Raw genomic sequence first — 16,000 nt, 5'->3', positions numbered from 1 at the left:
TTATAACGATGCGCATGACACCCCGGCCCCGCCATCCGACCATGGATCAGGTCGCCGAGGCGGCGGGCGTCTCCCGGGCCACGGTGTCCCGGGTGATCAACGGCGCCACCAGCGTGGACGCCAAGATCCGGGAGGTGGTCCAGCGGGCCGTCGCCGAGACCGGGTACGTGCCCAACGTGGCCGCCCGGAGCCTGGTGACCCGCCGCTCCAACTCGGTGGCGCTGGTGATCAGCGAGCCCGACCGGCCGGACGACCACTCGTTCCTCAACCGGATCTTCACCGACCCGTACTTCGGCCGGGTCACCGCGGGCGCGACCGGCGCCCTCCGCCCGCACGACATCCACCTGGTGGTCATCCCGACCGACTCCACCGACCACCACCAGGTGATGCGCTATCTGCGGCAGGGCCATGTGGACGGTGTGCTGCTGATCAGCAGCCACGAGCAGGACACGCTGCCGCGCCAGGTGCACGACCTCGGCATCCCGGCCGTGGTCTCGGCCCGCCCCTCCTCGCCCATCGCGGTCAGCTACGTCGACGTCGACCAGCGGCTGGGCGCGCGGCTGGCCGCCGACCGGCTGCTGTCGCTGGGCCGTACGCGGCTGGCCACGATCAGCGGGCCGCTGGACATCCCGAGCGGCCTCGACCGGCTGGAGGGCTTCCGGGCCCACCTGGCCGGGCGGGAGGTGCCGGCCGTCGAGGGCGACTTCACCCGGGCCGGCGGCGAGGCCGCGGCCCGGCGGCTGCTCGAGGAGCACCCCGACGTCGACGGGCTCTTCGTGGCCAGCGACCTGATGGCCGAGGGTGCGCTGCGCGCGGTGCAGGACCTGGGCCGCCGGGTGCCCGAGGACGTCGCGGTGGTCGGCTTCGACGATTCCAGCGCGGCCCTGGACTGCCGTCCGCTGCTGACCACCGTGCGCCAGCCGGTCGAGGAGATGGCGGCCGAGATGGCCGAGGTGCTGCTCGCGCACATCAGCTCACCCGGACGATTGCCGCGCTCGGTGACTTTCCACCCCACTCTGGTCGTACGCGACAGCGGGTAACCACAGAGCGTCCTCGGCCGGTAACGTACCGTCTCATGGGGAGCGAACCGACCGCCGGGGCGCTGCTCGCCGCCGGGAACGAGGCCATGCTCGAGGCCGCCTTCCGGACCGGCGACTTTCTGCCCGCGCGCCAGATGCTCGAAGCCGCCCGCGACCGCGCCTACGCACAACGGGACCGGGTGGCCGAGGCGACCGCGCTGACCCGGCTCGGCATGCTCGCGCACTTCGCCGCGATCTCCGGCGACCTCAGCCGCGCCGACTGGGCCGGCGAGCAGCGGCTGTTCGCCGAGGCCCTGCTGATCCAGCGCGAGGCCGACGACCCGGCCGGCGCCGCCGAGTCCCTGTTCGGCCTGGGCCTGGTCCACCAGGTGCTGCGCGGCGACTGGGGTACCGCGATGCCGTTCTACACCGAGGCGCTGACCCTGGCCGAGCGGTACGCCGACGAGATGGTCCGCTCCGAGGTGCACCGCCACATCGGCTTCTTCCACGTCTTCGTCTCCGGCGACACCGAGCGGGGCCTGCGCCACCTGCGCATGTCCCAGGTGCTGCGCGAGCGCTACGGCGACCCCCGCCGGGTGGCGACCGGCACGCTGGCACTGGGCGAGGCCGAGCTGGCCGCCGGCAACCGGCCCGAGGCGTTGCGGCTGCTGCGCGAGGCCGTGCACCAGGCCCGCATGGCCGGGCTCAGCGAGCAGCGGGTCGGCTGGGCCGAGCACGCCCTGCGCGACGCCGAGCGGGCCGGGGCCCTCCCCGACCGGGGGGCATAGCGACCGGATCATGCTTAACTTCCGCGCTTTTGGGGCATGCTGGGCCGCGTGCCACGTCGAGGCCTAGCGTTGATAGTGGGAGCGGCCATGCTCAGCGGTTGCGCGACCGTGGGCAGCCAGGAGGACGCGGCCGCGGGGAAGGCGACCAGCCTGCTCGCCGCGGTCGGTGCCGGAGACGGCGAGGCGGCCTGCGCGCTGCTCGCCCCCGACACGATCACGACGGTGGCCGAGGACGAGCCGTGCCCCGAGGCGATCCTGGACAAGCGCCTGCCGCGGCCCGGCGCGGTCGTCGAGACCTCCGTCTACGGCCAGTGGGCGCAGGTCAAGCTCACCGATGACACGATCTTCCTGGCCGCCTTCCCGGAGGGCTGGCGGGTGGTCGCGGCCGGCTGCACGCCGCGCGCCTCGCGGCCCTACGACTGCACGGTGGAGGGCGACTGACATGCGCGCGCTCTTCGTCCTGTTGCTCCTGATCGTGGGGGCCGGCCTGGCGTACGTCATCACGCTGGGGGTGTTGCACCGGTGAAGAGGTTTCTGCGGGAGAACGGGATAGGGCTCGTCTTCGGCCTGCTCTTCCTGATCGTTCTGGTCGGTCAGGCCTTCGCCGGGCTGGCCCAGTTCAACGACGCGCAGCGCGCCTCCGGCCTGCCCGACATCGCGTTCTGGCGTTACGTCACCTCGGCCAGTTTCGGCGTCGACGTGGCCGAGAACTGGCAGTCCGAGTACCTCCAGTTCTTTCTCTTCATCCTCCTGACGGTCTGGCTGCTCCAGAAGGGTTCGCCGGAGTCGAAATCGCTCGACAAGCCCGGCCGCGAGACCGACAAGGATCAGAAGATCGGTCCGTACGCCACGCCGGCTTCGCCCCGGTGGGCCCGTGCCGGCGGCTGGCGCACCGCGCTCTTCGCCAACTCGCTCGGCCTGGTGATGGGCCTGATCTTCCTGGGCTCGTGGCTGGCTCAGTCGATCGCCGGCGTCGCCGCGTTCAACGAGGAGCAGCTCAGCGACCGCCAGGACCCGGTCTCCTGGGGGCAGTACCTGCTCGAGGCCGATTTCTGGAACCGTACGTTGCAGAACTGGCAGTCCGAGCTGCTGGCGGTGGCCTCGATGGCCATCCTCGCCATCTTCCTGCGCCAGCGCGGCTCCTCACAGTCCAAACCGGTCGGCTCCCCGCACGAGGCCACCGGCGTCGAGGGTTAAAGGTCTTTGACCAGCTGCTCGGAGACGACGGGGAAGGCGAGGCGGTCGGCGAACTCCTGGGCGCCGTGGCTCGAGGCCGAGACGAAAAGCCCGATCTGGGGTACGCGGTGACTCGCGACGGTGGCCTCGGCCGCGGCCACCAGTTGACGGCCGAGACCCTGGCGGCGGTACGGCTCGTCGACCGACACGTAGAGGATGGTGCCGGCGCTGGGGCGCGCCGGTGACGGTTTGGTGATCCAGACCCAGCCCACCGGGCGCCCGTCGGCGATCGCGGTGTGCAGGCCGTCCGGGCCGAGCTCGGCCGCGCGCTCCCGGGCCCGCTCGGGACATTCCCGCACCAGCACCATCGGGTCGGTGGCGATGAGCTCGTCCAGGCGCCGCCGGTACTCGTCGGGCGTCATCGGGGCCAGCGTGACCGAACTGGGCGGGTTCCCGGCCGGGCGGGCCCGGACCTGGGTGAGCAGGCGGTATCCGAGGCGGCGGTAGAGGCGCCGGGCCCCGGTGTTGTGGCCGAAGACGTGCAGGCCGACCCGGCCGACGCCGCGGGCGGCCAGCGCGGCCTCGCCGGCCCGGATCATGGCGCTGCCGTAGCCCTTCGAACGGTGCTGCTCGGCCACCTCGATCTCGGAGATCCAGGCCATGGTCGTGAACGTGGTGCCGGGCAGCGAGATCCAGAGGAAGCCGACCTCCTCGCCGCCGGCCACGCCCTTGCACAGCAGCTGGCCCTCGGTGGCCACGCCGTCGGGCAGCATCGAGCGGGTCTGCCGCTCGGATTCCCGCCGGGCCTCCTCGGCGGCGAAGCCGTGGTGCTCGGCCAGGGCGTTCGCGAACTGGGCGGTCATGGCCGGCATCCGCCGGTCGAGGTCGGCCGGGGTGAGCGGGACCAGTTCGATAGTCATCTTTGTTGTCCAGCCTTCGTCGGATGTGCGACGGATCGATGTCGGTCTGTTCTTCCGGCTCCGTGACCGATGGTAATTTGACGGCCAGAAGCACGACGGTCACAGGGGGCGGCCTTGACCGATGACTCGGGTTTCCACGGCGTGGTCGGCATAGACGTCGGCACCAGCTCCTGTGCTGTGTCGGTGTGGGACGGCACCAAGCTCGTCGTCGTGCCGTGCCCCGACGGCGCGACCGCCATGCCCGCCGCCGTCGGCCAGGACACGACGGGCCAGGTCGTCGCCGGCGTCCCGCCCGCGGCCGATCCCGAGGCGGTCATCGCCGGCATCAAGCGCCAGCTCGGCAGCGGCGACCGGGTCCGGTTCCGCGGCCGCTCCTATCAGCCGCGCGAGATCTGCGCCTTCCTGCTGCTCGAGCTCAAACGGCAGGCCGAGGCGTTCGTCGGCGGCGCCGTGCACGACGCCGTGATCACCGTGTGCGCCGCCGCCGGCGAGGCTCAGCGGCGCGCCCTGCGCGAGGCGGCCGGTCTGGCCCAGCTCAACGTGCGCCGCCTGGTCGAGGACCCGGTGGCGGCCGCGATGGCGCTGGCCGCCGACGACCGCCCCGGCGTCTACGCGATCTACGACCTGGGCGGCGGCACCTTCGAGGCGTCGATCGTGCGGATCGCGCCGGGCACCGTCGAGGTCCTCGGCAGCGCCGGCGACCCCCGGCTCGGCGGCGACGACTTCGACGCGCGCATCGTGGAGTTCACCCTGCGGCAGATCCGCGAGCGATACCACGTCGACCTCAGCCAGGACGCCCGGATCCGCCGGCGGATCCGCTGGGAGGCCGAGATCCGCAAGCGGGAGCTCTCGGTCACCGACACCACCACCCTGGAGCTGCCCCGGCTCACGGCCACGGTCAGCGCGGCCGTGCCGCTGACCCGGCGCGCGTTCGAGGCCATGATCGAGCCGGACGTGCAGCGCTCGCTCGACCTGCTCACCGAGGCGATCGCGGCCGCACACACCGCGCACGGCGTCGGCTGGGGCGACATCGACCAGGTGGTGCCGGCCGGCGGCTCGTCGCGGATCCCCGTGGTCCGGGAGCGGCTGGCCGGATATTTCGGCTTCGGCCCGGCCGGCATCCGCGACGATCTCGACCCGGACGAGCTGATGGCCCGCGGCGCCGGCCTGGTCGCCCGCGACTACCAGCCGGCCCAGCTCTTCGAGGGCTCGCCGGTCGGCCTGCTCAGCGCCAGCCTGCGCCTGCGGGCCGAGCTGGCCGGCGCGCCGGTGGTCCCCTCGGCGACCGGCCCGCCCGAGGCCACCGGGCCGCCCGACCTCTCCGGGCCACCGGCCGAGACCCCGGCCGACTTCCGCCCGGCCGCCGTCGCCGCGTACCTCCTGCTGATCGCCCCGTCCCCCTCGGCCGACGGCCTTCTCGCCCCGCTGCGCACCGCCTACCTCGATTTCGTCGCGGCCGTGCACGCCGCCGCCCCCGACGACCGCCTGTCCGAGCTCGGCGAGGCCCTGACCGCCGAGTACAGGCGGGCCCGGCCGGCGGGCTAACGTTGTCGGATGTTGATCAGTTGCGGCGCTCCGGTGGCCGGGGCCTGGGCCGATCCGGCCTCGCTGACCAGCTTCGCCCGCCGGGCCGAGGAGCTCGGCTACCACGGGCTCTGGGCGTTCCAGCGGCTGCTGGTCGGCCAGGAGCAGCGGCTGGAGCCGGTCTACCACCGGGTGCTCGACCCGCTGCTCGCACTGAGCTGGGCCGCCGCCCACACGACGTCGATCCGGCTCGGGGTCGCGGTGCTCAACATTCCGTACGTGTCGCCGGTCTACCTGGCCAAACAGGCGGCCACCCTGGACGTGCTGTCCGGCGGCCGGTTCGACCTGGGCCTCGGCACCGGCTGGTCCGAGCCCGAGTTCACGGCCACCGGCTCCGGCCCGCACCCGCGCGGCGAGCGGATGACCGAGTACCTCAAGGTGCTGCGCACGCTCTGGAACGACGAGGTGGCCTCGTTCGACGGCCGGTTCTACCAGGTGCCGCCGAGCGTGATGGCGCCGCCGCCGGTGCAGCCGGGCGGGCCGCCGGTGCTGCTGGGCGGCACGGCCGACGCCGCCCTGCGCCGGGCCGGCCGGCTCGCGGCGGGCTGGGTGAGCAGCAGCCGCACCAGTTTCGAGCAGATCGCCCGGGGCACCCAGATCGTGCGGCGGGCGGCCGAGGAGGCCGGGCACGACCCCGACCGGGTCCGGGTCGTGGTGCGCGGCGTGGTCCGCCCGGGGGAGCGCGACGACGCCGTGCCGCTCTCCGGCGACTGGGAGCAGATCAGGGCCGGGGCCGAGTTGTACGGGCGGGCCGGCGTGACCGAGCTCTTCTACGACCTCAACTGGGATCCGGTCGTCGGCTCGCCCGGCACGGACCCCGCGGTGGCCGCCGAGCGGGCCGAGGAGATCCTGACCGCCCTGGCGCCGGGGATGACGGGCGTCTAACTCCGGTATTGGCCCGCGAATGGCTACCCGATTCGTTATCGGAATGGCCGTCGTCTCCGTCTGAGGTTCTTTCCGCCCTCTACGCGGCGTGACCCCGGGGCAACGGAGATCACTCGGTGATCCGCGTCCCGCGGGCCGGGATCACCGTCGATACGGTCCCGTCTTCACACATGTACCGAAGATCTTGCGCCGTGGGGCCTCGCTCGCCGGAGGAATGAACGGCGACGAAGGCTGATGATCGACACTCTCGCGAAACTGTCGTGAAACAGCGGTCTGTTGCGTGCCGATCGAGTCTGCCATAACTTTGCGCAACAGTACGATTGCCCTCTGGCTTTCCAAATCGGACATAGGAGGCAAACGTGAGAGGTTTTACGGGTGATTTGCCCACCGAAGTGGCACTTCTGGCGTACTCCCGGTTGGCCCTGATGTGACATGGGCCATCCCCCGCTTTCAGCGGGCCGTTATTCATTCGATGCGTCAACTCATTTCCTACGCGCCGAGTTCGAAGTACCTTGCCAACCGCAGCATCCGAATACCTCTCACGCACGGCGCATGTGAGGTGTGTCGTTCGAAGGAGGTGACCGACGCGTGGAACCGCTGATCGAGGAAGCCGAGCTGACCCGGACCGGCGCCTCGACCGATGCCATGGCCGCACCCGCCGGTGATCACAACGCCAAGGTGAACACCCGGCGTAAGTCGCCGACCCAGATCGCCCTGTCCCGCTTGCGCAAGGACAAGGTCGCGGTGATCTGCGGCAGCATCTTCCTGTTCTTCGTGCTGGTCGCGATCTTCGCGCCCTTGCTGGCCAAGCTCGAGGGGCAGAATCCGACCGATTTCCACCAGGACCTGATCGACCAGTACGGCTACCCGACGATCGGCCCGACCAGCGAGCACTGGTTCGGTGTCGAGCCGCGCCTGGGCCGCGACCTGTTCGCCCGGTTCGTCTACGGCGCCCGGCCGTCGTTCATCGTCGCCGGCTCGGTCACGATCATCACCACGCTGATCGGTGTGACGGTCGGCCTGCTCGCCGGCTTCGTCGGCGGCTGGCTCGACCGGATCATCTCGTGGGTCATCGACTTCGTCCTGAGCCTGCCGTACCTGCTCTTCGCGATCGCCGTCCCGGCGGTGCTGCTGAGCCTGTTCGTCGGCACGTCGGAGAACGCCGCCGCCGCCGACGTGGCCCAGGCGCGGTTCTACTCACTGATCATCGTGCTCGCCTTCTTCGGCTGGGCCAGCCTCGCGCGACTGATCCGCGGCGAGGTGCTGTCGCTGCGCGAGCGGGAGTTCGTCGCCGCGGCCAAGGTGCTCGGCGTGCCGACCCGCAAGATCCTCTTCAAGGAGCTGCTGCCCAACCTGGTGGCACCCATCGTCATCTCGGTGTCGCTGGCTCTACCGACGTACATCGTCACCGAGGCGGGCCTGACCTATCTCGGCGTCGGTCTCACCGAGCCCACGCCGTCCTGGGGCCTGACAATCGCCAACGCACAGACCTTCTACCGGGCCGATCCGCTCTACCTGTGGATCCCGGTAGCGGCCATCACGATCGTGGTGCTCTCGCTGAGCCTGCTCGGTGACTCGATCCGTGACGCATTCGATCCCCGCACCCGACGGTGACGTGGTGACGCCCAGTATGAGAAGAGGAGAAATGGCAAGGCGATTCAAAGTCGCTGTGGCGGCAACCGCCGCTGTGGCTCTTGGCCTAGCAGGCTGCAGCAGCCCGTCGTCGAACAACGACAGCTCGGGCGGCACTTCCAATGACACCGGCAAGATCTCGACGCAGACCAACGCGACCGACCCGAGCGCGAAGGGCCCGGCGAAGGACGTCCCCGGTTCGCGCAAGGGCGGCATCCTGACCGTTCAGGCGCAGGTCACGCCGAACACGTTCGACCCGACGGACATCTACTACGTCGACTCGAACGAGATCGGCAAGCTCCTGTTCCGCACGCCGACCCAGTTCGACATCCGTGACGGCAAGCCCACGCTCGTCCCGGACCTCACCGACCTGGGCACCCCGTCGGCCGACAAGCTGACGTGGACCTTCAAGATGCAGCCCGGCATCAAGTACGAGGACGGCACCGAGGTCAAGGTCGAGGACCTGGCGTACGCCATCAAGCGGTCCTTCGCCCACGACATCTACGTCAACGGCCCGACGTACCAGCTGAGCTACTTCAAGGACGGCGACAAGTACAAGGGCCCGTACAAGGACGGCGACACGTACGCCGGTGTGGAGACCCAGGGCACCGACACCCTGATCGTCCACCTGGCCACGCCGTTCCAGGACCTGCCGTTCTTCATGACCTTCCCGATGTTCACGCCGATCCCCAAGGCGAAGGACACCAAGCAGGAGTACAAGAACCACCCGCTGTCGACCGGCCCGTACAAGTTCAAGAGCTACCAGGCCGGCACCTCGCTGGTCCTGGAGAAGAACACGAACTGGGACGCGAACACCGACCCCGCCCGTCACCAGTACGTCGACGGCTACAGCTTCAAGTGGGGCGTCGACGCGGTCAAGGCGCAGCAGGCCATCCTCAACAGCGCCGGCACCGAGGACGCCAACTCGATCAACTACGACAACGTCGACGCGACGCTGATCCCGCAGTTGACCGGGGACAAGAAGGAGCAGCTCGTTCAGGGTGAGAGCCCCTGCAACCGCGTGTTCCAGTTGGACAGCCGCAAGATTCCGCTCGAGGTCCGCAAGGCGATCGCCAAGGCGTGGCCGGCCGACGCCGTCTACAAGGCCGCCGGTCTGAGCGACTACATCGCGGAGCGGTCCAGCACCATCCTGCCGCCCTCGGTTCCCGGTTACGAGAAGTACGCCCCCGTTCCGGACCTGAACGGCACCGGCCCCGGTGACCCGGCCGCGGCCAAGGCGATGCTGGAGGCCGCCGGCAAGGTCGGCTTCGAGGTCAGCTGGTACTTCGACAACACCAAGCCGATCCCGCAGCAGCGCACCCAGGTCGTCGTCGACGCGCTGACGAAGGCCGGCTTCAAGGCCAAGCCGATCGGTGTCGCCACCGCGGACCTGCGGACCAAGACCGGCGACTACGACGCCCCGGTCAACATCGGCCAGAGCCCGGCCGGTTGGTGCTCGGACTGGCCGTCCGGCGGTTCGTGGTTCCCGGTCCTCTTCCGCTCGCAGAGCATCGCCGAGGGCCAGAGCTGGGGCATGCTCAGCGACAAGGAACTCGACAAGAAGATCAACGACGTGGCCAACCTCCCCGCCGACCAGTCGACCCCGAAGTGGGCCGCTCTGGACAAGGAGATCCTGGAGAAGTACATCGCGATCCCGTGGTACTACGACAAGATGGCCGTCATCAAGGGCAAGAACGTCGGCAACACGACCGGCGACCCCACGATGGGCGTGCCGAACTTCGGCAACATGTACCTCAAGAGCTGAATTCCGCTCTGAACAGTAAGAACTAGCTTCATCCCGGGGTGGTCCGGTCCGCTCATCCGGCGGACGGGCCACCCCGGGCGTAAGAACGATCTCCGGGAACACCAACCCGGCGCCGTGACGAAAGAGGAGCAAGCGGTGCTGCTGTACATCCTTAAACGCGTCCTGAGCGCGATCTCCGTCGTGATCGTGACGCTGGTGGCCAGCTTCGCGTTGTTCTTCCTGGCGCCGACCGACCCCGCCGGTGTCATCTGTGGACCCCGATGCACGCCCGAGCGGGTCGCCGACATCGAGTCGAGCCTCGGCCTCGACGAGCCTCCGCTGCAGCAGATCGGCTCGTACATGAAGGGCATCGTCGTCGGTCGCGACTACGAGGCCGGCGGTACGACGCAGCACTGCTCCGCCCCGTGCCTGGGCTACTCGTACACGCTGGGCCAGCCGGTCACCAAGCTGCTGGCGCAGGCGCTCCCGGTCACCGTCTCGATCGTCCTCGGTGGTGCCGTCGTCTATCTCGTCGTGGGCATTCTGGCCGGCACGATCGCCGCCCAGGTACGCGGAACGTCGCTGGACAAGGCGGTCGTCGGCACGACGCTGTTCATCCAGTCGATCCCGTACTTCGTGGTCGCTCTGCTGGTCGCCCTCTACGCGACCTTCCTGCCGCAATCGGGATACACCCCGTTCCTGCAGAACCCCTGGGCCTGGGCCAGCGGACTACTCGCGGCCTGGCTGTGCGTGGGCCTGACGAACGCGGCCGCGTACACCCGCTACTCCCGGGCCTCCATGATCGAGACGCTGGGCCAGGACTACGTCCGTACCGCCACCTCCAAGGGCATCAGCCGCCGCCGCGTCGTCTACCGGCACGGCCTGCGCGCCGGACTGACCCCGGTCGTCACGATCTTCGGTATCGACCTGGCGTTCCAGCTCACCGGCGCCATCTTCACCGAGAGCATCTTCGGCCTGCCCGGCCTCGGCCAGCTCACGCTGCGGGCCTTCGGCCAGTACGACCTGCCGGTCCTGCTGGGCGGCGTCCTGGTCGGCTCCGTGGTACTTGTGGTGATGAACCTCGTGGTGGACATCGCCTACACCTTCCTCGACCCCCGGGTCCGGCTCGGATGATCCCGAACCGCCCCGTTTCCCCACCCCGCAGCACGAAGGCGGCAGTATGAGCGACCAGACGATCCCGGGCCCCTCCACGGTGACCCGCGTTGACCGCACCCCCGGGACCAACGAGGAGCCGTACCTCGAGGTCAGCGATCTCCACGTGCAGTTCCCGACGGCCGACGGACTGGTCAAGGCCGTTCAGGGCCTGAGCTACTCGGTTCCGCTGCGCCGCACGCTGGCCATCGTCGGCGAGTCCGGCTCCGGCAAGAGCGTCTCCAGCATGGCCGTGCTCGGCCTGCACGACCGCCGGGTCGCCCGGATCACCGGCTCGATCAAGGTCGGCGGCCGCGAGGTGGTCGGTATGAACGAAAAGGAGCTGGAGAAATACCGCGGCGGCGACGCCTCGATGATCTTCCAGGACCCGCAGTCCTCGCTCCACCCGTACTTCACGGTCGGCGACCAGATCATGGAGTCGTACCGGGCGCACCACAGCGTCAGCAAGCGCAAGGCCAAGGAGCGCGCGGTCGACATGCTCGGCCGGGTCGGCATCCCCAACCCGCGCCGCCGCGTCGACCAGTACCCGCACGAGTTCTCCGGCGGTATGCGCCAGCGCGCGATGATCGCCATGGCGCTGGTCAACGACCCGAAGCTGCTGATCGCGGACGAGCCGACGACCGCGCTCGACGTGACGGTGCAGGCGCAGATCCTCGACCTCATCGCCGACCTCCAGCGCGACTTCGGCTCCGCCGTCGTCTTCATCACCCACGACCTCGGCGTCGTGGCCGAGGTGGCCGACGACATCCTGGTCATGTACGCCGGAACGGCCGTCGAGCACGGACCGGTCAAGAAGATCCTGGGCGAGCCGCTGCACCCGTACTCCTGGGGTCTGCTGGAGAGCATCCCGGCGCTGACCGGTGAGCCGGCCCCGCTGCACCCGATCCCCGGCTCGCCGCCCAGCCTGCTCGCGGTGCCCAGCGGCTGCCCGTTCCACCCCCGGTGCGAGTTCAAGGACCGGGTGCCGGACGACCTGTGCCGCACCCTGAGGCCCGAGCTGATCTCGCGGACGGCGGATCTGGGCCGCACCTCGCGGTGCCACCTGAAAGACCCCGACAAGGTCTTCGAGACCGACGTCCTGCCCCGGCTGCCGTAAGAGGGACCGTCACCATGACCACTGCCACCACCACCGAGAACACCGGCGTCAAGACGGTTCCGGGTGCGCCGTTGCTCGAGCTCGACAACGTCAAGATGCACTTCAAGACCAAGGGCGACGGCTTCTTCGCCCGCGGTACGAAGTGGGTCCAGGCCGTCGACGGGGTCAACCTCACCATCAAGCCGGGCGAGACGCTGGGCCTGGTCGGCGAGTCCGGCTGCGGCAAGTCGACCACGGCCCGGCTGATCACCCGGCTGCTCGAGCCGACCGGCGGCGAGATCCGCTACCAGGGCGTCGACATCGCGCACATGAACGAGCGGCGGCTGCGCCCCTACCGGCGCGAGATCCAGCTGATCTTCCAGGACCCGTACTCCTCGCTCAACCCGCGCCACACGGTCGGCACGATCGTCGGCACGGCGCTGCGCACCCACGACATGGTCGACAAGAAGGGCGAGCTCGGCCGCGTGCAGGAGCTGCTCGAACTGGTCGGCCTCAACCCCGAGCACTACAACCGCTACCCGCACGAGTTCTCCGGCGGCCAGCGCCAGCGCATCGGCATCGCCCGCGCGCTGGCGGCCCGCCCGAAGATCATCGTGGCCGACGAGCCGGTCTCGGCGCTCGACGTGTCGATCCAGGCCCAGGTGATGAACCTGCTGGAGAACCTCCGCAAGGAGCTCGGCATCGCGTTCGTGTTCATCGCGCACGACCTCGGCGTGGTCCGGCACTTCTGCGACCGGGTCGCGGTCATGTACCTCGGCCGGGTGGTCGAGGAGGCGCCGCGCAACCAGCTCTACGAGGCGCCGCAGCACCCGTACACGCAAGCGCTGCTCTCGGCCGTGCCGGACATCGCGGTGGTCCGCGGCGTGCCCCCGAAGAACCGGATCCGCCTGGTCGGCGACGTGCCCAGCCCGGTCGACCCGCCGTCGGGCTGCCGCTTCCGGACCCGCTGCTGGAAGGCGCAGGACATCTGCGCCACCAAGGACCCGGCCCTCGAGGAGAAGGCCCCGTCCCAGCGCGTGGCCTGCCACTTCGCCGAGCCGCCGGCCGAGTCGATCATCGCCGAGGTGGTCTGACCCGTTGTCCGCTCCGCCCTACCCACCGGCGTCGGCTGGGCCGCCTTACCCGCCGGCGTCGGCTGGGCCGTTCCACGCGCCTACGTCACCTTTGCCGGCGTCTCCTCCTCCGCCCCCTGAGGGGTCCGGCGGGGGCAGCACGGTCTACCGGACGCGGGCGCATCGGTGGCGGCAGCGGGCGCTGTTCGGGCTGGCGGCGGTGGGGCTCCTGCTCGCCGGCTATCTGATCGGGCGCTGGCAGGACTCGCCGGCGCCGGCCGTCGCGCTGCCGCCGGCGCCGACTGTGGCGGCGTCCGCTTCGCAGGACGCTTCGGCGGCGGCTGAGGAGCCGGTGCCCACCACGAGTCCGCCGCCGACACCGAGGGTCTATCCGACGCTTCAGGCCGAGGCGGCCGATGAGAAGGTGGGCATCGAGGCGCAGGACACCGAGGATCAGGGCGGCGGGCAGAACGTCGGCTGGATCGCCAACGGGGACCGGCTGCGCTTCGACGACTTCGAGTTCGGTGAGGTACCGGCGACCAAGGTCGACGTGCGGGTGGCCACCGACGCCCAGGACGGCGGCCGCATGGAGATCCGGCTGGACAGCGCGGACGGTCCCGTGATCGGCACCATGCGGGTGACCCGCACTGGCGGCTGGCAGACCTGGCGTACCGACGAAGTGACCCTCACGCCGACCACCGGGAAGCACACGATCTTCCTGGTGTTCGCCCGGGACGACGGCAGCGAGTTCCTGAACGTGAACTGGCTGCTGTTCGGGCACTGAAAAGGCCCCGCGGGAAGCGGGGCCTTCGGCGTCTCGTCAGGCGACGGCGACCGCTACCTTGCGCGGCCGCGCCTTCTCCGCGACGGGGATGTCGAGGATCAGGACGCCCTGCTCGTAGCGGGCCTCCAGCCGGTCGGTGTCGAGCGTGTCGGACAGGAACACCTGGCGGCTGACGGGGCCGTCCGGGCGCTCGGTGACGATCACCTCGGCGTCCTCGCCCTCGGCGCGGCGCTTGCGCTCGGCGCGGACGGTCAGGACGTTGTGGTCGACGGTGATGTCGATCCCGGCCGGGTCGACGCCGGGCAGGTCGATGTCGATGTAGAAGTGGTCGTCGATGCGGTAGGCATCGAGGCGCGCGCCGGAGCTGCGGGTGGCAGTGTCGAACACGCGAGCGGTGAGCCGGTCCAGGTCACGAACCGTCGCGCTACTGAGCAACATGGGTGGTTCCTCCAGCGGAACTCTCACTTAGGTTGAGCGTGGTGCGCTCAAGTCTGATTGCGACAACAGAGATTCTTGTCGTGGAATTCCGTGACGGACATGACCGGCGTCACGATCCGACGTAAAGCTTCGTTACATTCCGTTGTCCGGCGCGCGAATAGGCGCGAATTCCGGCACGGACAGTGACGTATTCGAACACGTGTTCTATGCTCGTCGCGTGGCCATTCTGCACGCCGACCTGGACGCCTTCTACGCGTCGGTCGAGCAGCGCGACGACCCGGCCCTGCGCGGCCGGCCCGTGCTGGTCGGCGGCGGCGTAGTGCTGGCCGCCAGCTACGAGGCCAAAGCCCGGGGCGTCCGTACGCCGATGGGCGTGAGCCAGGCGCGGGCACTCTGCCCCGATGCGATCGTCGTGCCGCCACGGATGAGCGCGTACTCGGCCGCCAGCAAGGCCGTCTTCGCGATCTTCCGGGACACGACGCCGCTGGTCGAGGGCATCTCGATCGACGAGGCGTTCCTCGACGTGAGCGGGCTGCGGCGGGTCAGCGGCACCCCGCGCGAGATCGCCGCCCGGCTGCGGTCCGAGGTTCGCGAGCGGGTCGGCCTGCCCATCACGGTCGGCATCGCCGGCACGAAGTTCCTGGCCAAGGTGGCCAGCGCCGTCGGTAAACCGGACGGGCTGCTCGAGGTGCCGGCCGGCGGCGAGGTGGCCTTCCTGCACCCGCTGCCGGTCGAGCGGCTGTGGGGCGTCGGCCCGGTCACCTCGGCCAAGCTGCGCGAGCACCACATCGAGACGGTCGGCCACGTGGCCCGGGTCGGCGAGGCGGCGCTGATCGCCCTGCTCGGCGCCGGCGCCGGCCGGCACCTGCACGCGCTGGCCCACAACAGAGACCCCCGGCGGGTACGGGTCGGTCACCGCCGGGGCTCGATCGGGGCGCAGTGCGCCCTGGGCCGCCGCCCGCGCCCGTACGCCGAGATCGAGGCGACCCTGGACGCGCTGGTCGACCGGGTGACCCGCCGGATGAGACGGTCCCACCGAGCCGGCCGCACGATCACCCTGCGCCTGCGCTTCGACGACTTCGGCCGCGCGACGCGCTCACGCTCCCTGCTCAAGGCCACCATGCAGACCCGTGCGATCGCCGAGACCGCCCGGCAGTTGCTCACCGAGGCCCGCCCCCTGATCGACACCCGGGGCCTGACCCTGGTCGGCGTAGCGGTGAGCAACCTCGACGGCGACGGCCACGTCCAGCCGTCCCTGTTCGACGACACCATCGACGACGGCCTCGACGTCGCCATGGACGCGATCCACGACCGCTTCGGCTCATCCTCCCTGACCCGCGCCGCCACCATCGGCCGCCAACTGGGCCCGTCCGTGCCGATCCTCCCCGACTAGTCCGTGTCCTGCCGATCAGTTGATCAGTTCTGGTTGATGTGTCAGGTGTGGGGCGTGGTGAGCTGACGGATAAGGCGTGGGCGGTGATCGCACCGTTGCTGCCTGAGCCGGGCCGCAGGTCAGGCCGGTGGCGTGATCACCGTCAGGTGATCAACGGAATCTTGTGGAAGCTGCGTACGGGCGCGCCGTGGCGGGATCTGCCGGAACGCTACGGGCCGTGGAAACCTGCCATGAGCGGTTACGCCGGTGGACCGACGACGGCACCTGGGACGCGATCCTCGCGAAAGCTCAGGTCTATGACGACGGTCAGCCGGTC

The 16,000-nt window shown here is 70.1% G+C and carries 15 protein-coding genes and 1 pseudogene; 14 read left to right on the top strand and 2 right to left on the bottom strand.

Annotated elements, in window-relative coordinates:
• Positions 1-14: 14 nt before the first annotated feature.
• The 4 genes from ACGFJ7_RS00080 to ACGFJ7_RS00065 all read left to right on the top strand — a co-directional run bounded on the left by ACGFJ7_RS00080 (position 15) and on the right by ACGFJ7_RS00065 (position 3,004).
• The gene (locus tag ACGFJ7_RS00080; RefSeq protein WP_360240898.1) at positions 15-1,040 is read left to right on the top strand and encodes a LacI family DNA-binding transcriptional regulator; all 1,026 of its coding nucleotides are present in this window, start codon (positions 15-17) and stop codon (positions 1,038-1,040) included.
• A gap of 35 nt (positions 1,041-1,075) precedes the next feature.
• On the top strand, positions 1,076-1,807 hold the full coding sequence (locus ACGFJ7_RS00075; RefSeq protein WP_392639785.1) for a tetratricopeptide repeat protein: 732 nt from the start codon (positions 1,076-1,078) through the stop codon (positions 1,805-1,807).
• 87 nt (positions 1,808-1,894) lie between these two features.
• On the top strand, positions 1,895-2,248 hold the full coding sequence (locus ACGFJ7_RS00070) for a hypothetical protein (RefSeq protein WP_392639782.1): 354 nt from the start codon (positions 1,895-1,897) through the stop codon (positions 2,246-2,248).
• A gap of 81 nt (positions 2,249-2,329) precedes the next feature.
• A complete protein-coding gene (locus ACGFJ7_RS00065; RefSeq protein ID WP_360240889.1) occupies positions 2,330-3,004 on the top strand; it encodes a DUF6766 family protein in 675 nt (224 codons plus the stop codon).
• Here the strand turns inward: ACGFJ7_RS00065 and ACGFJ7_RS00060 are convergent.
• Positions 3,001-3,903 (bottom strand): GNAT family N-acetyltransferase, encoded by a 903-nt coding sequence (locus tag ACGFJ7_RS00060; protein ID WP_360240886.1) that lies wholly within the window; start codon positions 3,901-3,903, stop codon positions 3,001-3,003. The two genes, ACGFJ7_RS00065 and ACGFJ7_RS00060, sit on opposite strands and share 4 nt — an antisense overlap.
• Positions 3,904-4,017: 114 nt before the next feature.
• Between ACGFJ7_RS00060 and ACGFJ7_RS00055 the strand changes: the two genes are divergently transcribed.
• From ACGFJ7_RS00055 to ACGFJ7_RS00020, 8 genes are all read left to right on the top strand, one after another.
• A complete protein-coding gene (locus tag ACGFJ7_RS00055) occupies positions 4,018-5,448 on the top strand; it encodes an Hsp70 family protein (protein ID WP_360240883.1) in 1,431 nt (476 codons plus the stop codon).
• A gap of 9 nt (positions 5,449-5,457) precedes the next feature.
• The gene (locus ACGFJ7_RS00050) at positions 5,458-6,372 is read left to right on the top strand and encodes a TIGR03619 family F420-dependent LLM class oxidoreductase (RefSeq protein ID WP_392639778.1); all 915 of its coding nucleotides are present in this window, start codon (positions 5,458-5,460) and stop codon (positions 6,370-6,372) included.
• Positions 6,373-6,960: 588 nt separating this feature from the next.
• Entirely contained in the window at positions 6,961-7,986 is a 1,026-nt protein-coding gene (locus tag ACGFJ7_RS00045) for an ABC transporter permease (protein WP_360240877.1), read from the top strand.
• A gap of 31 nt (positions 7,987-8,017) precedes the next feature.
• Positions 8,018-9,769: an ABC transporter substrate-binding protein gene (locus ACGFJ7_RS00040; protein ID WP_360240874.1), complete on the top strand. Its 1,752-nt coding sequence runs from the start codon at positions 8,018-8,020 to the stop codon at positions 9,767-9,769.
• A 135-nt stretch (positions 9,770-9,904) separates the two neighbouring features.
• Positions 9,905-10,882: an ABC transporter permease gene (locus tag ACGFJ7_RS00035; RefSeq protein WP_392639775.1), complete on the top strand. Its 978-nt coding sequence runs from the start codon at positions 9,905-9,907 to the stop codon at positions 10,880-10,882.
• 46 nt (positions 10,883-10,928) lie between these two features.
• Positions 10,929-12,017, top strand: a complete 1,089-nt coding sequence (locus ACGFJ7_RS00030) for an ABC transporter ATP-binding protein (protein WP_360240868.1) — start codon at positions 10,929-10,931, stop codon at positions 12,015-12,017.
• A gap of 14 nt (positions 12,018-12,031) precedes the next feature.
• Entirely contained in the window at positions 12,032-13,090 is a 1,059-nt protein-coding gene (locus ACGFJ7_RS00025) for an oligopeptide/dipeptide ABC transporter ATP-binding protein (protein WP_360240865.1), read from the top strand.
• A gap of 199 nt (positions 13,091-13,289) precedes the next feature.
• Positions 13,290-13,853 carry a carbohydrate-binding protein gene (locus ACGFJ7_RS00020; protein WP_360240862.1) on the top strand — a complete coding sequence of 188 codons (564 nt, stop codon included), beginning with the start codon at positions 13,290-13,292 and terminating at the stop codon, positions 13,851-13,853.
• Positions 13,854-13,889: 36 nt separating this feature from the next.
• Here the strand turns inward: ACGFJ7_RS00020 and ACGFJ7_RS00015 are convergent, their stop codons facing one another.
• Positions 13,890-14,291, bottom strand: a complete 402-nt coding sequence (locus tag ACGFJ7_RS00015; protein WP_360240859.1) for an Hsp20/alpha crystallin family protein — start codon at positions 14,289-14,291, stop codon at positions 13,890-13,892.
• A 217-nt stretch (positions 14,292-14,508) separates the two neighbouring features.
• Here ACGFJ7_RS00015 and dinB point away from each other — a divergent pair, with 217 nt between their 5' ends.
• Together dinB and ACGFJ7_RS00005 are read left to right on the top strand one after the other, a co-directional pair.
• The gene (dinB, locus tag ACGFJ7_RS00010) at positions 14,509-15,684 is read left to right on the top strand and encodes a DNA polymerase IV (RefSeq protein ID WP_392639770.1); all 1,176 of its coding nucleotides are present in this window, start codon (positions 14,509-14,511) and stop codon (positions 15,682-15,684) included.
• A 47-nt stretch (positions 15,685-15,731) separates the two neighbouring features.
• Positions 15,732-16,000: pseudogene (locus tag ACGFJ7_RS00005) on the top strand (transposase); the annotation flags it as partial.

The sequence above is a fragment of the Actinoplanes sp. NPDC048988 genome, from assembly GCF_043197815.1.
Classification (GTDB): domain Bacteria; phylum Actinomycetota; class Actinomycetes; order Mycobacteriales; family Micromonosporaceae; genus Actinoplanes.
The sequence above is the reverse complement of the archived record's forward strand: the minus strand, read 5'-3'. Positions and strand labels throughout refer to the sequence as shown.

Excerpts from the sequence above, each read along its gene's own strand:
- ACGFJ7_RS00080 (WP_360240898.1), top strand. The coding sequence starts at position 15 with ATGACACCCCGGCCCCGCCATCCGACCATGGATCAGGTCGCCGAGGCG.
- ACGFJ7_RS00075 (WP_392639785.1), top strand. The coding sequence starts at position 1,076 with ATGGGGAGCGAACCGACCGCCGGGGCGCTGCTCGCCGCCGGGAACGAG.
- ACGFJ7_RS00070 (WP_392639782.1), top strand. The coding sequence starts at position 1,895 with ATGCTCAGCGGTTGCGCGACCGTGGGCAGCCAGGAGGACGCGGCCGCG.
- ACGFJ7_RS00060 (WP_360240886.1), bottom strand. The coding sequence starts at position 3,903 with ATGACTATCGAACTGGTCCCGCTCACCCCGGCCGACCTCGACCGGCGG.
- ACGFJ7_RS00050 (WP_392639778.1), top strand. The coding sequence starts at position 5,458 with ATGTTGATCAGTTGCGGCGCTCCGGTGGCCGGGGCCTGGGCCGATCCG.
- ACGFJ7_RS00040 (WP_360240874.1), top strand. The coding sequence starts at position 8,018 with ATGGCAAGGCGATTCAAAGTCGCTGTGGCGGCAACCGCCGCTGTGGCT.
- ACGFJ7_RS00030 (WP_360240868.1), top strand. The coding sequence starts at position 10,929 with ATGAGCGACCAGACGATCCCGGGCCCCTCCACGGTGACCCGCGTTGAC.
- ACGFJ7_RS00025 (WP_360240865.1), top strand. The coding sequence starts at position 12,032 with ATGACCACTGCCACCACCACCGAGAACACCGGCGTCAAGACGGTTCCG.
- ACGFJ7_RS00015 (WP_360240859.1), bottom strand. The coding sequence starts at position 14,291 with ATGTTGCTCAGTAGCGCGACGGTTCGTGACCTGGACCGGCTCACCGCT.